This window comes from Variovorax sp. (assembly GCF_035634955.1).
Lineage (GTDB): Bacteria > Pseudomonadota > Gammaproteobacteria > Burkholderiales > Burkholderiaceae_C > Variovorax.
Map to the genome: position 1 here is coordinate 221,417 of NZ_DASQBZ010000033.1, position 15,160 is coordinate 236,576.

Annotated in this window: 7 protein-coding genes; all 7 read left to right on the forward strand. The window is 68.5% G+C overall.

Annotation, left to right across the window (positions count from 1 at the left end):
* Positions 1-133: 133 nt before the first annotated feature.
* The 7 genes from nth to VES41_RS23745 all read left to right on the forward strand — a co-directional run bounded on the left by nth (position 134) and on the right by VES41_RS23745 (position 15,148).
* On the forward strand, positions 134-787 hold the full coding sequence (gene nth / locus VES41_RS23715; protein ID WP_324822246.1) for an endonuclease III: 654 nt from the start codon (positions 134-136) through the stop codon (positions 785-787).
* A gap of 311 nt (positions 788-1,098) precedes the next feature.
* Positions 1,099-2,925, forward strand: a complete 1,827-nt coding sequence (locus tag VES41_RS23720; protein ID WP_324822249.1) for a ShlB/FhaC/HecB family hemolysin secretion/activation protein — start codon at positions 1,099-1,101, stop codon at positions 2,923-2,925.
* Between the two features lie 124 nt (positions 2,926-3,049).
* Positions 3,050-13,489, forward strand: a complete 10,440-nt coding sequence (locus VES41_RS23725) for a filamentous hemagglutinin N-terminal domain-containing protein (protein WP_324822252.1) — start codon at positions 3,050-3,052, stop codon at positions 13,487-13,489.
* Positions 13,490-13,509: 20 nt separating this feature from the next.
* Positions 13,510-13,917 carry a hypothetical protein gene (locus tag VES41_RS23730; protein WP_324822255.1) on the forward strand — a complete coding sequence of 136 codons (408 nt, stop codon included), beginning with the start codon at positions 13,510-13,512 and terminating at the stop codon, positions 13,915-13,917.
* Between the two features lie 201 nt (positions 13,918-14,118).
* Positions 14,119-14,313, forward strand: coding sequence for a hypothetical protein (locus VES41_RS23735; protein WP_324822257.1), 195 nt, complete (start codon positions 14,119-14,121; stop codon positions 14,311-14,313).
* 124 nt (positions 14,314-14,437) lie between these two features.
* A complete protein-coding gene (locus tag VES41_RS23740) occupies positions 14,438-14,854 on the forward strand; it encodes a hypothetical protein (protein WP_324822260.1) in 417 nt (138 codons plus the stop codon).
* Between the two features lie 45 nt (positions 14,855-14,899).
* Positions 14,900-15,148, forward strand: a complete 249-nt coding sequence (locus VES41_RS23745) for a hypothetical protein (RefSeq protein ID WP_324822263.1) — start codon at positions 14,900-14,902, stop codon at positions 15,146-15,148.
* Positions 15,149-15,160: the final 12 nt, after the last annotated feature.

Below are 15,160 nucleotides of genomic sequence, written 5' to 3' on the forward strand. Positions count from 1 at the left end.
CAAGTCTCCATTCGTTCTTCGACAAGAGACGGTTTTTTGCATGCGCGGCGCGGCGCGGCAATAGGGATTCAGCTCACTTGCGGGCGGCTGGCTCCTGTGGTGTGAAATCGGTTTCCTGACCGATGATCGCACCATGAAGAAAGACAATATCGCGCCGTTCTTTGCAACCCTGCAGGCGGCCAACCCCACGCCCGAGACCGAGCTCGAGTACAGCACCCCGTTCGAGCTGATGGCCGCCGTGCTGCTGTCGGCGCAAGCCACCGACGTGGGCGTCAACAAGGCCACGCGGCGGCTGTTTCCGGTGGCCAACACGCCGCAGGCCATCGTGGCGCTGGGCGAGGAAGGCCTGGCCGACTACATCAAGACGATCGGCCTGTACCGCAGCAAGGCGCGGCACCTGGTCGAAGCCAGCCGCCTGCTGCTGGAGCGGCACGGCGGCGAGGTGCCGCGCGACCGTGCCGCGCTGGAGGCCCTGCCGGGCGTCGGGCGCAAGACGGCCAACGTGGTGCTGAACGTGGCCTTTGGCGAAGCCACCATCGCGGTCGACACGCACATCTTCCGCGTGGGCAACCGCACCGGCCTGGCGCCGGGCAAGACGCCGCTGGAGGTCGAACTGAAGCTGGAGAAGCGCGTGCCGGCCGAGTACCTCCTGCATGCGCATCATTGGCTGATCCTGCACGGACGCTACGTCTGCGTGGCGCGCAAGCCCAAGTGCTGGCAATGCGCGGTGGCCGTGTATTGCGACTACAGGCCCAAGACGCCGGCGCCGGCCGCGCCCGGGCGCTGATCAACAAGACACTCAGTCGTCACCATTCATGCCCGGCAGCTGCTGGACGTGCATGAGTGCCAAAGTCTTCGTGGCATACCGATGCCGCCGGGAGGTTTGGTGCGCGAATGAATAGAGCGTGCAACACCGTGAACTAGTCACACGTGTGGCCTGAGGCCGCCGCTGCACAATCCCCAGCGGCTCGGAAAGAAGCCGTCAGGGATGCAAGCATGACAACAGGGAACGTGGGCGCAGCGCGCCCATGCAGGGAGGATGGCGGCAACCGGCACGGGGGCGCGTGCCGCTCGCAGTTGGCCTTGGCGGCGGCCGGCATGGCCGCGGCGTTCGCATTGGCGGGGGCGCCCGCCGCCCAGGCGCAGGCCGCGCGTGCGCTCACCTCCGATCCGTTCATCGAGCAACAGCGCCAACTCGAACGCGAGCGTGCACTGCGCAAGCAGCAGGAGCCCGCCCCCGACGTGCGCCTGCAGCCCGAAGCGCCCAAGACTGCCGAGCGCCTGCCCGCCGAGGACCAGGACCAGCCATGCCAGCGCATCGACCAGTTGCGGCTGGTCGGCGAAGAGGCCGAACGATTCCAATGGCTGCTCGGACGCGCCGACCTCGCCGAGCCGGGCGCGGCTTCGCTGCCCGCCGGCAGCGTCCGCGCCGCCGGGTACGCCGCCGGGGCCGCTGGCGCGCATGCGCCCGGTCCATCCGCCGATTCGCCGCTGGGCCGGTGCATCGGCACACGCGGCGTCAACATCGTGCTGGCACGGCTGCAGCAGGCACTGATCGAGGCCGGCTGGGTCACCACCCGCGTGCTGGCTGCCCCGCAGGACCTGAGCGGTGGACAGCTCACGCTGACCCTAGTGCCCGGGCGGATTGCCGCCATCCGCGCCGCCCAGGCGGACCAGCCCATGCCGCGCACGCTGCGCAGCGCCTTGCCGGCGCGCGAGGGCGAGCTGCTCAACCTGCGCGACATCGAGCAGGGCCTGGAGAACTTCAAGCGGCTGGCCTCGGCCGAAGTCAACATCCGCATCGAGCCTGCCGCCGATCCGGGCGCCGGCCCGGGCCGCAGCGATCTTGTCATTGACTACAAGCAACGGTTCCCGCTGCGCGCAACGCTCAGCCTGGACGACGGCGGCACCGATGCCACCGGCCGCAACCAAGCCGGCGCCACCATCGCCTGGGACGGGCCGCTGGGGCTGAACGACCTGGCCTACATCAACGTCAACCACGACGTGTTCAACCACACGGGCCAGGACACCGACGGGTACACGGCGCACTATTCGGTGCCCTGGGGGCATTGGCTGCTCGCGGCCACGGGCAGCGCGGGCAGCTACCGCCAGACTGTGGCCGGCGCTTTCGAGAACTACGTCTACGCCGGCGATTCCACCAACGCGCAACTGAGCCTCACGCGCAGCCTGTACCGGGATGCGACCCGCAAGACCAGCGCCAGCGTGGAGGCCTTCCAGCGCACCAGCCGCAGCTACATCGACGATGCGGAGATCGAGAACCAGGCGCGCCGGCTTGGCGGCTGGGGGCTGGGGGTGCAGCACCGGGAGTACTTCGGCCAGGCCACGCTCGATCTGAACCTGCGCTGGCGCCAGTTCACCGGCGCGTTCGGCGCGACACGTGCGCCCGAGGAGATCTGCCGTGCCAACAGTCCTGCGCCAGAACTGTGCGGCACCGGCACCTCGCACATGCGCCTGCTCAACGCCGACGTGGCGCTTGCCATTCCGTGGCGCATCGGCGAGCAGCGGTTCCGTTACGGCGGGCTGTGGCGCGTGCAGTGGAACCGCACCCCGGTGGTGAACCTGGAGCGCTTTGCCATCGGTGGGCGTTATAGCGTTCGCGGCTTCGACGGCGAGGCCAATCTCATGGGCGACCGCGGCTGGCTGGTGCGAAACGACATCGGCTGGCTGGCCGGCCAGAGCGGCGCGGAAATCTACCTGGGCCTGGACTACGGCGAAGTCGGCGGCCCCAGCGCGGCCTGGGGGCTGGGCAACCACTTGGCGGGCGCGGTGATCGGCGTGCGCGGTGCCTATGGCGCGCGGGGCAGCCTTGGCTACGACCTGTTCGTGGGCACGCCCATTGCCAAGCCGGAGGGTTTTCCGACGGCGCATGTCACAGCGGGCTTCAGCCTGACCTACAGCTTCTAGTGAAGAAGCATCCCGCCGGCGCGCACGCCGGCGGGCGGCGGCCCAGGTGGGCACAAGCGCGACAACGCAGCGGCGCCGGCAAGAAGGCGCCACAAGAGCAGAAGGCAAGAGGGAGGACACAACAATGAACAAGAACCTGTATCGCGTCGTCTTCAACGCCGCGCGCGCCCTGCGCATGGTGGTGCATGAGAAGGCGGCCAGCGGCAGTGGCGGCGGTAGTGGCAGTGACCGTGTCAGTGACTTTGGCAGCGGCGGCGGCAGCGCAGGGGCCAGCGCCTGCAATGGCCGCGGTGCCGACGCCGCAGATGCGTGCGCGGCGACGCCGGTCTTGCGCGGCGCGTCCGGCGCGTCCGGCGTTGCCGGCCGGGCCGCCTGGCGGACCTCCAAATGGCCGCGCGCCGGCGCGGCCTCGGTGCTCTGGTCTCTCGGCGTGGTGGGCGGCGTGGCCGGGTTGGGCGCGTTCGCCGGGCGGGAGGCTGCCGCGCAGATCATCGCCGACCCCTCGGCGCCGGCGAACCAGCGCCCCACGGTGCTGGGCGCACCCAATGGCGTGCCGCTGGTCAACATCCAGGCGCCCTCCGCCGCTGGCGTGAGCCGCAACACCTACCGCCAGTTCGACGTCGACCGCCAGGGCGTCATCCTCAACAACAGCCCCGGCAACGTGCAGACCCAACAAGGCGGCTGGGTGCAGGGCAACCCCTGGCTCGGCCACGGGCCGGCGCGCATCATCCTCAACGAAGTCAACAGCCCCAACCCCAGCCAGCTGCGCGGCTACGTGGAGGTGGCCGGCCAGCGCGCCGAGGTGATCATTGCCAACCCCTCGGGCATCCAGGTCGGCGGCGGCGGGTTCATCAACGCCACGCGCGGCACGCTCACCACCGGCAAGCCGCAGTTCAACAATGCCGGCAGCCTGGAGAGCTTCCTGGTGCGCGGCGGCACCGTCAGCATCGACGGCGCCGGGCTGGATGCCACCGGTACCGACTACGCGGCCATCCTGGCCAAGGCGGTCAAGGTCAACGCCGGCATCTGGGCCAGCCAGCTCAGGGTGGTGGCCGGCAGCGGCACACGCAGCGCCGATGCGGCCGACACCAGCGTGGCGCAGGCGGGCGCGGCGGGCGCCGCGGATGGCGCATCCCCCGCCACGGGCGACACCCCCGCCGGCGACATGCCCACCTACGCGCTGGACGTAGCCGCCGTGGGCGGCATGTATGCCGGGCACATCGTGCTGGTGGGCACCGACGCCGGCCTGGGCGTGCGCAACGCCGGCACGATCGGCGCCGGCGCGGGCGAACTGGTCATCACATCAGGCGGGCGGCTGGAGAACTCCGGCACCCTTGAAGCCGCGCGGCTTCAACTGGCCTCGGTCGACGTGCTGCACAACACCGGCACGCTGCGCCAGACCGGCGCAGCGCCACTGCAGATCGCAGCGCCCAGCCTGCGCAGCAACGCTGGCGGGTACATCGGTGCGCCGCCGGTGGCCAGCGGCGGCGGCGAAGCTGGCGAGGGGGGCGAGACTGGCGGCAGCGGCTCGGGCGGAACCGGCGGCACCGATGGCGGCAGCAACGGCGGCACGGGTGGCGGCACGGATGGCGGCACAGATGGCGGCGCCACGGGCGACAACCAAGGCAGCGGCGCCAACCCGGCCCCCGCGCCCTTGCCCGCACCGCCGGCCCCAACCACGCCCGGCAGCATCGTCGCCACCGGCGGCGTGCATAACGAGGGCGGCCGCATCGAGGCCGCCGCCGTCGAGCTGGACACCCCGCGCATCGACAACAGCGGCGGCACCCTCAGCGTGGGCAGCCTGCAGGCCAGCGGGCCCCAGTTCAGCAACGCCGGTGGCACGCTCAACGTCACGGGCCAGTTCGGCGCCCAGGTGGGCCAGTTCGACAACACCGGCGGGCGCATCAACGCCGGGGTGCTCGACATCCGCGTGGACGACGCCCTGGCCAACCGGGACGGCACCCTCGTCAGCGGCGCCAACGCCCTGCTCGACGCCGGCGGCCTGCTGGACAACACCGGCGGCATCATCCAGGCCGGCGCAGACCTGCAGATCAATGCCGCCAGTGTGGTCAACGCGCCGGGCGACCGCACCAGCAGCACCAGCAGCACCAGCAGCACCAGCACCGCCAACGCGGGCAGCGAGCCTGCGGCGGCCACGGATGGCGCCGAGCAGCCGCCCGGCGGCAGCATCCGCGCCGGACGCGACGCCACCGTGACGGCCACCGTCGGCGTCGCCAACGACGGCACCATCACCGCCGGGCGCCATGTTGCCCTGGACGCGGCCGGCTACCAGGGCGGCGCAGCCAGCACGCTGGGCGCCGGCATCCAGCCCGACGGCCGCCTGAACCCCGATGGCGGCGACCTGCGCGCCACCACCCGCGACGGCCTGCAAGCCCACGGCACCCAGCTGGCCGCCGGCAGCCTCAGCCTGCAAGGCGCACGCCTGGACCTGGACGGCAGCACCACGCAAGGCGCCAACGTCACCCTGGCCGCCACGCAAGGCGCCGCGAGCACGCAGGACGCCACCGTGCGTGCGGACGGCATCCTGCGCCTGGATGCCCAGGGCCCAGGCGCCACCGGGCTGGACAACCGGCGCGGCGTGCTCGAAGCGCAGCGCCTGCAGCTCGATGCCGCCCACATCGACAACACCGACGGGCGCATCGCGCAAGGTGGCCCCCAGGCACTTGCCATCACCACCGGCCGGCTCACCAACCAGCGTGGGGAGCTTCTGCAGGCCGGCGCGCTGTCTGTGCAGGCCGCTCGCATCGACAATGACGAAGGCGTCATCGCCAGCAACGCCGACGCGCTCTCGGTCGACAGCGCCGCGGCCATCAGCAACCTCGGCGGCACCATCGGCTCGCAAGGCGCCACCGCCGTCAACGCCGGCGGCGCCCTGGACAACACTGACGGCCGCATCGTCGGCCAACAACTGGCCGTCACCGCCGGCGGCGAGTTGGTCAACCGCGGCGGCACCCTCGCCGGCGACGACGACGCCACCGTGGCCGCGCAGGGCCGGCTCGACAACACCGAAGGCACGCTCGCGGCGCAGCAGCAACTGCAGGTCCGGGCCGGCGAGCTGCTCAACACCGGCGGGCGGATCGAATCCACCGCGGGCGATGCCCGGCTGGATGTGGCCGGCTCGCTGGACAACGCCAGCGGCTCGCTCAGCGCCGCGCGCGATCTCGAAGTGAACAGCGGTGCGCTGGGTGTCGGCGCGGGCGGCCTCGTCATCGCCGGGCGCGACGCCCGGCTGGACGTCGATGGGCAACTGAACGCCAGCGGCGACGCCAGGCTGCGCGCCGGCAACGCCCTGGCCATTGACGCTGAGAATCTGCAAGCCGGCGCGGACAGCGAACTGGCCGCCGGCATCGCCCGCGACGGCACCGTCAACCCGGACGGCCAACTGCGCATCGACTCCACCGCCGACACCCGCGCACATGGGCGTCTGCTCTCGGGCGGGCAGGCCCGCATCCAGGCCGACGCGCTGAACCTGCAGGGCGCGCATGCAAGCGCCGCCGGGCTGCAACTGACGGCGCGCCGGGGCGACATCGACACGCGCAGCGCCACCCTCGCCAGCAGCGCCGGCCTGCAGGTGCGGGCCAACACGCAAAGTGCCCAGGCGCTGGACAACCGGGGCGGCCAACTGCTGGCCGACCACATCGACATCGCCGCCGGGCGCATCGACAACAGAGCCGGCGGCCTCATCCAGCAAAGCGGCGCTGCCCAGGCCGCCAGCGTCACCGCCAGCCAGGCGCTCAACAACGACGACGGCACCATCGCCGCCAACGGCGCGCTGGACATCGCCAGCGGCAGCTTCAGCAACGTGGGCGGCACGGCCGCATCCGTCGGTGGGGACCTTGCCCTCACCGTAACCGGGGCCGCCGACAACAGCGGCGGCACGCTCCAGGCCGGCCAGACGCTCACGCTGGCCAGCGCCAGCCTGTCCAACCGCGACGGCGGCCGCATCGTCGCCGCCCAGGCGGACATCGACACGCGCGAAGGTGCGCTGGACAACCAGGGCGGCATCATCGCCACGCAGGCGCAGGCCACTGCCGTGCCCCATGCGCAAGGCGGCGCCCTGCGCATCGACAGCGGCGCGCTGAACAATGACGCGGGCCTGATCCAGGCGCAAGGCGACCTGGCGCTGGACACGCACGGCCAGGCGCTCACCAACACCCGTTCCACCCTCGCCCAGAGTGGCGGCGCCGCCGCCGGCCAGGCGCCCAGCGGCATCGTCAGCGGCGGCGACATTGCCCTGGCCACCGGTGCGCTGGGCAACATCGGCGGCGCCATCCTTGCCGATGGCGCCGTGAACGCCAAGGCGGCCAGCGCCACCAACCAGGGCGGCATGCTGCTCGGCGGCACCCGGCTGGCCCTGGACACCCAGGGCGGCGACATCGACAACCGCGGCGGGCGGCTGCTGTCGCTGGGCGCGCTGCAACTGCAAGTCGGCCGGTTGGACAACAGTGCCGGGCAGGTCCAGGCCAACGGCGACGCCGCCGTCAACGCGCAGACCGTGGTCAACCGCAATATCACCTCGCCGAACCTGGGCATCGCCGCGAACAACCTCGCGATCGACGCCGACGTGCTGGACAACACCGGCGGCGCGGTCACCGCCAACGCCGACGCCCGGCTCAACCTGCGCCAGCGCCTGGACAACGGCGGCGGCGGGCAGGTGCAGGCCGTGGGCAACCTGGCCATCGCCGCCGCGGAAGCCGGCAGCACGTTGGGCACGCCGGGCACGCCGGGAGCGTCGCAGACGCGCGGCGAGTTGCAGGTGAACAACACCGGCGGCACCCTGGCGGCCAACGGCGCGCTGTCGCTGGCGGCCGACCGCTTCAGCGGCGACGGCACCGTCAACGCCGGCGGCGACCTGCGCATCGCCCTCACACAGGACGTGAAACAGACGCGCGACATCGCCAGCGGCGGCGCGCTGCGCTACAGCACCGAAGGGCGCCTGACCAACAACGCCAAGATCACCGCCGGCGGCGACCTGGGCGTGCGCGCGGCCAACGTGGACAACACCGCCACAGGCGAGCTCAGCGGCGCCAACACCGCCGTGAGCGCCAGCGCGGGCACCGTGAACAACCAGGGCCTGATCGACAGCGTGGGCACCACGCGCATCGACGCGGCCAGCGTCGTCAACGAAGGCGCTGGCCGCATCTACGGCGACCGCGTCGTCATTGCCACCCAGACGCTGCGCAACGCCGGGCGCGACGTGAACGGCCAGCAGCGCGCAGGCACCATCGCCTCGCGCACGGGCGACGTGGACGTTGCCGCCGCGCAGAACCTGGACAACCTGGACGGCGCCATCATCAGCGCGGGGCAGGACCTGCGTATCGGCGGCGCCATCGACGACACCTCGGGCCAGGCCAGTGGCCGCGCCCAGCGCGTGGGCAACGCCGGGTCCACCATCGAATCGGCCGGCAACATGCGCATCGGCGCCGAGCGGCTCGACAACCTCAATGTGGGGTTTGCGACCGGCAGCCAGACCACGAGCGAGGCGCGCAACGAGACGTACCGGTCCATCAACAGCGTCACCGAATGGTGGTTCCGCCAGGATGAGCTTGGCTGGTGCTACCAGTGCGCGTCGGATCGCAACGACAGCGGCTACATCGGCCAGTACCGCCTGGAGCCGGTGCGCCCGAGCGACCAGTACCGCTTTGAAGACGGCTACCAGCGCCACCCCTACGACGTTTCGGCCAACGCCCGCTACGGCGCCGACAACCCGGTCTGGGGCCTGTTCGAAGTGGACTACGGAGACTACGGCGCGCTGCTGCCCAAACTCAGCGCCTACAACCAGGACTTCATGGCCCGCGCCACGCGCGGCTATGTCGACATCAACGTCAACCGCGCCGACATCACGGAAACCGTGGTCACCGACCCGGGCCGGCCCGGCGTTATCCGCAGCGGCGGCGACCTGACGCTGGACATTGGCAGCGGCAGCAACACCAACAGCCAGGTGCTGGCCGGCGCCACGCTCGGCGGCAACGCCGATGCGCTGGTCAATACCGAGACCCCCGGCGAGCGCCGCACCGTCGAATACGGAACGTGGAAGAAGAAGATCGTCAGATACAAGGACTACAGGGTCGTCGACGACAGCAGCGGCACCACCGAAAGGCCTCGCACCGAATCGTTCGACCTGTCCATCGCCCGCAAGGAGTCGAACCAGGACGGCGGCCGCACCCTGAACGCCCCCGAGAGCGCCGACACCGCAGAAGGCGGCGGCACCGTCACGGCAAGCGCCCAGGTGCAGCCCGCCACCCGCAGCGGCGCCATCGTCGAAGTGCCGGCCAAGGCCACCCCTGCAGACACCGCGCCGACCGGGGCCGCGCCCGCGGCCGGGACCGCCGCCGACGCCATCTTGGAGACAGACACCGCCCCCACCACACCGCCACCCACCCCCAAGCCCATCGTTGTGCGCACCACCGCGCCCGACAGCACTGTGCCCGCCGCCAGCCTGTTCAACACCACGCCCAGCGGCAGCCACCTCATCGAGACCGACCCGCGCTTTGCGAGCTACCGCCAGTGGCTGAGCAGCGACTACCTGCTCGAACAACTCGGCCACGACCCGGCCAGCGTGCAAAAGCGCCTGGGCGACGGCTACTACGAGCAACGCCTGATCCGCGAGCAGGTCGCCAAACTCACCGGCTACCGCTACCTGCAAGGCTACAGCAGCGACGAGGACGAATACATCGCCCTCATGAACAACGGCGCCACCTTCGCGAAGCAGTACAACCTGCGCCCCGGCGTAGCCCTCACACCCGAGCAGATGGCGCAGCTGACCAGCGACATCGTCTGGCTGGTCGAGCAGACCGTCACGCTGCCCGACGGCAGCGTGCAAAGAGTGCTCGCCCCGCAGGTGTACGTGCGCGTCAAGGACGGCGACATCGACGGCAATGGCGCCCTGCTCGCTGGCGCCAACGTGGACCTGAACCTCAAGGCCGGCGAGCTCAAGAACCAGGGCGGCACGGTGGCTGGGCGCGAGGTGCTCAGGATCGACGCCAAGAGCATCGCCAACCTGGACGGCGGGCGCATCAGCGCCACCGACGTGGCGGTGCATGCCGACGAGGACATCACCGTCAAAGGCGCGCGCATCGACGCCAGCCGCAGCCTCAGCGCCCGGGCAGGGCGGGATCTGAACGTGGAAACCACGCTGGTTGATGATGCTGCGCGCAGCGGCAGCTACAGCTACGAGAGCACCCGCATCGACCGCGTGGCAGGGTTGTACGTGAGCGGCGAGAACGAAGGCACGCTGCTAGCCAGTGCCGGACAGGACGTGAACCTCAAGGGCGGCATAGTTGCCAATGAAGGCCAACGCGGCATCGTCAGCGTGAGTGCCGAACGCGACGTCAACCTGGGCACCGTCACCACCCGCGAGTCAGCCAACCACAACGGCCAGGCAGAAAACTCCAGCACCCGCACCACCAGCCAGGAGGTGGGCTCTCGCATCCAAGGCAACGGCTGGGTGAACCTCCAGGCCGGCAACGACTTCAAAGCCCGTCAAGTGCAAGTCGATGCTGGCTCGGGCCTGCTGACCGTGCATGCCAACCGCAATCTGGACATCGAGGCCGGCCGAAACATCGAAGATGCGCAGAGCCGCACCCGCAGCACCAGCAGCAACGCGTTCAACCTCAGCAAGAAGACAACGCAAACCAGCAGCTCCAGCCACTCCGACCTGAGCCAGTCCAGCAGGTTCAACGGTGGTGTGGTCAGCATCACCGCAGGCGGCAACCTCACCGGAGAGGGCGTCAAGATCAACGGCGAGCAGGGCGTGATCGTGGAGGCGGGCAACGTGCTGGATCTGCACGAGGCCCGCGACATCCGCACAAGCGACCAGACCATCCAGACCAGAAAGCGCAGCCTCAGCGGCGGCTCGTTCGGCGGCGTGCTGCTGCCCGGCAGCAAAGGCAGCCGCGATACGCTGCACCAGGAAAGCGATACCGCCAACGTCACCCGCATCACCAGCGCCAGTGGCAACGTGGTATTGCGCGGCGGGCTGAGCCAGCTAGATGCGGCGGCCAGTACTCTCGCGAACGCGATCTCTGGGCAGGCTTCCGGCGCACAGACCGAGCCAGCGGCATCCGCGCCGGCGCAGACCGACAACGCGCAGGCGCAAGAAGATGGCGCCGTTCCCCAGGGGGGTGTGGCCTTGCGCGGTGTGGATGTCCAGGCCGGCGGCGACGTCATCGTGCGTGGCCCGGCGGTGTCCATCACCGGCGCGCTCGATTCAAGCTACAGCCGCGCCGAGCACTACACCAAGGGCGGGCAATCCAACGTCATCACGGGCTGGCACGACCTGGGCAAAGGCCAGAACGCGAAGAACACCGACACCCATGAAGAGTCGGGCACCACGCTAGTGCGTAGCCGGCTCGATGGCGCCAACGTCACCGTGCAAGCCACCGACGCCAATGACAAGCGCGGCGCCCTCAGCCTGAGCGGCACCGCGGTCAACGCACCCGGCACGCTCAAGCTCGAAGGCGACGTCGTCAACTTCGGAGTACAGCAGACGCTGAGCATGGCCTCCGACAACAGCGAGGGCCGCGACCTGTTGTGGCAAAAGAGCAAGAACAAAGGCACTGTTGACGCGACCAGCCACTACAACGAGCTGAACGTGGGCAAGCTCGACCTGCAGGCCAACGCCGTCACGGCCGAGATGGGCGCCAGGGACAGCGTCCAGGCCTTGTCCAAGCAACCTGGCATGGAGTGGATCGGCCAGTTGCAAAGCGACCCAGAGCTGGCCCCCAAGGTGGACTGGAAGCAGGTCGAGGAAGCCCACGAGCAGTGGGACTACAAGCAGCAAGGCCTCACTCCCGAAGGCGCAGCCATCGTCACCGCGGTGGTGACCTACTTCACCTGGGGCGCTGCCTCGGGTGTGGGTCAGAGCGCGGCGGCGGCTGCCGGGCAAACCACGGTGACCGCCGCTGGCATGACCACCCTGACCGCCGCCGGCACGGTCATCCAGGGGGCCGTGGCGGCGGGCCTCACCGCGCTGAGCTCGCAAACGGCGGTGTCATTGATCAACAACAAGGGCAACCTCAAGAAGACCTTCAAGGACCTGGGCAGCAAGGACAGCGTCAAGAGTCTGGTGACGGCCATTGTCACCGGCGGGGTGCTGGGCGGATTGAACCTGAACCCCACAGGCTTGCCAACGGAAAGCGGCGGGGCGCAGACGTTCCTCAAGCAGTTGGGCCAGAACGTCAAGGCGGGCGCCGCGCGGGCGCTGGTGGACACGGCCATCAACGGCGGCAGCCTGGAGGACCGGCTCAAGGACGGGCTGATTGCCAGCTTCCTGGACACTGCGGCGGCGCAGGGTGCCTACGAGATCGGCGACCTCAGCGTAGGCAGCGAGCCGCTGTTCAACACCTTCACCAACAAAGTGGCCCACCTGATCGCCGGCTGCGCGGCGGGTGCTGCTCGCACGGGCAACTCCGAAGGCTGCGCCGCTGGCGGGCTGGGTGCGGTGGTGGGCGAGAGCGCCGCTGAGATCTACGGCAACAGTGCCGACACGGTGCAGTTCGCGGCCATGTTCGCGACGCTGGCGGCGGGCATCGCGGGGCTCGATGCGGATGAGATCCAGCTTGCCGGCGAGGCGGGGGCCAATGCGGCGGCGAACAACTATGTGAGCCACTCTCCATTCGATGACGTCAAGAAACTCGTGGCCGAGGAGAACGCACGCCTGACGACGCAGTGCGAAGCCAAGGCGGGCGGGTGCACACAGGCGGACTTCGATGCGATCGACCGGCAGATGGGGGCGTTGGAAGGCGTTGCGACCATCCGGCGCAAGGGCACGTTGACGCAGGACGACGCCGAGCGATTGGCGCAGTTCGCCTTCGAGATGCTGCCGGTGCTGGGCTCGGGCGAAGCGGTGGCGCAGTTCATTACCGGAAAGGCCAGCCTGTCGGGCGAGGAAGTCAGCCGGTTCTGGGCCGCTGTGGGCGCGGTGCCGGTCGCCGGCGGTACGTTCAGGCGCGTCGCGCCAGCGGTGGCAGACGGGCTCACGACGCTCTTCAGGGGCGGCGAGACCATCAAGCCTGTGGGCAATGCCGTCGATGCGGCGCACGCGAGCAATGCGGCCGAAGGAGGCAAACTGCAAGGCGAGTTGCAGGATCTGGCGTCCGTCACAGTAGACACGACCCGCGATGCGGAATACATCGCCAAGACGGATCGCGCGCTGCTCGATCAGAACAACTTCGACATGGATCACGTCCTTGCCGGCGAGATCAACGCAAGAGGCAATGCGACCGGCTATCACGCCGAAGGGGCGGCCGATGGGGCTTCGCGGATTCAGCCGGGGGCGGAAATCAAGTACAACGCCAATGGGACCTATGAAGCACCGGTGCAGATATGGGATGCGAGCAAGGGTGTGTGGGTGGATAAGTTCGCAAAGTCCACGTTCTTCCCACCTTCGTGGTCCAAGGCTCGGATTGAGTATGAGGTGGCGGAGGCGTTCAAGCTGGCAATACCGGGTGCCAGTTCCATTGGAACAACGCCCAGCGGGATTCGAATCCAGTTCCACTGGGACAAGAAGAACCAAAGAATTACCTTCTATCCATTGAAATAGTGATGCAAGATCAATCAAAGATGAAGCTGACCTGCAAGCCAAGAGCTTGGATCACGATTCCGGAACAAGGCAAGCACTACAGCGTGGATTTCAATCTGCACGTTTGTAGAGCCAACGGAGAAATTGTCCAAGATTTTGAATTGATGTGCGCTGCTACTGACGGCGACATTCAAACTGCCGAAGGATCTGGCGCAGATTTCATGGACGGAATCCGCCGCGTCGAGGCCGGAGAAGTCGATTTGATCGAGGCCGACGGTAACGCATGGATTGCCCACATCACCCGCGACAAAGTCTGGTTCGAAGGCCTGTACAGCCAGGGCGAAGGCGGCGAAGTCACCTTTGCTCAATACAAACTGGCGGTCGAGACGTATGTGCGTTTCCTCGCCGATCCCGAGCGCAAGCCGATTGAAGTCGACTTCCCGGCCTGAGTCGTTGTCGGACGCAGAGCGGTCGGAAAAATACGTCGTCCTCATGAACAACGGCGCCATCCAAGGCGACGGCTCGGCTGGGTCAATCTCAGGAACGGGCTGATTGCCAGCTTCCTGGGCACTGCGGCGGCGCAGGGCGCCTACGAAATCGGCGACCTCAGCGTAGGCAGCGAGCCACTGTTCAACACCTTCACCAACAAGGTGGCCCACCTGATCGCCGGCTGCGCGGCGGCCGCCGCTCGCACGGACAACTCCGAAGGCTGCGCCGCTGGCGGGCTGGGTGCGGTGGTGGGCGAGAGCACCGCTGAGATCGGCCGCATTGCTCGCTTGCGCCGCATCGGCGGCATTGCCCAAGCCGGGGGCGGAAATCAAGTACAACGCCAATGGGACCTATGAAGCACCGGTGCAGATATGGGATGCTTTCTGGGAGAGGCACGGAAGGCGTAACTCCCAGTGGCATCACTATCCAATTCTTCTGGGATCAGAAGAACCAACGCACCACGTTCTATCCCACTAAAAAATGACCGCAACCTATACATTGCGAGCCTGCCGTTCAACACTTGTTGCCATCAACAAAGAGTCTGTTCTTACACCGCGAATTGCTGTGTACGACTTTGCGCGGCAAGGTGCCTTGGTCGAGAAGTTCGAGTTGATGTGCGCGGCCATCGATTGCGACATCCAAACCGCTGAGGGGTCGGGCGCTTGCGTACTTGAGTGGATTCGGAAAGTGGAATCTGGAGAGATAGATATTGCAGACGTTGATGGGAACGCGTGGGTGATGAACATTACCCGCGACAAAGTCTGGTTCGAAGGCCTGTACAGCCAGGGCGAAGGCGGCGAAGTCACCATTGCTCAATACAAACTGGCGGTCGAGACGTATGTGCGTTTCCTCGCCGATCCCGAGCGCAAGCCGATTGAAGTCGACTTCCCGGCCTGAGTCGTTGTCGGACGCATAGAGCGGTCGGAAAAATACGTCGTCCTCATGAACAACGGCGCCATCTTCGCCCGGCAATACAACCTGCGCTCCGGCGCGGCCCTCACGCCCGAGCAGATGGCGCACCTGACCGGCGACATCGTCTGGCTGGTCGAGCGGACTGTGACGCTGCCCGACGGCAGCGTCCAGAAAGTGCTCGCCCCGCAGGTGTACGTGCGCGTCAAGGACGGGACATCGACGGGCGAAAGGCGCGCTGCTCGCCGGCGCCAACGTGGACCGGAACCTCAAGGCGGGTGAGCTTGAGAACCG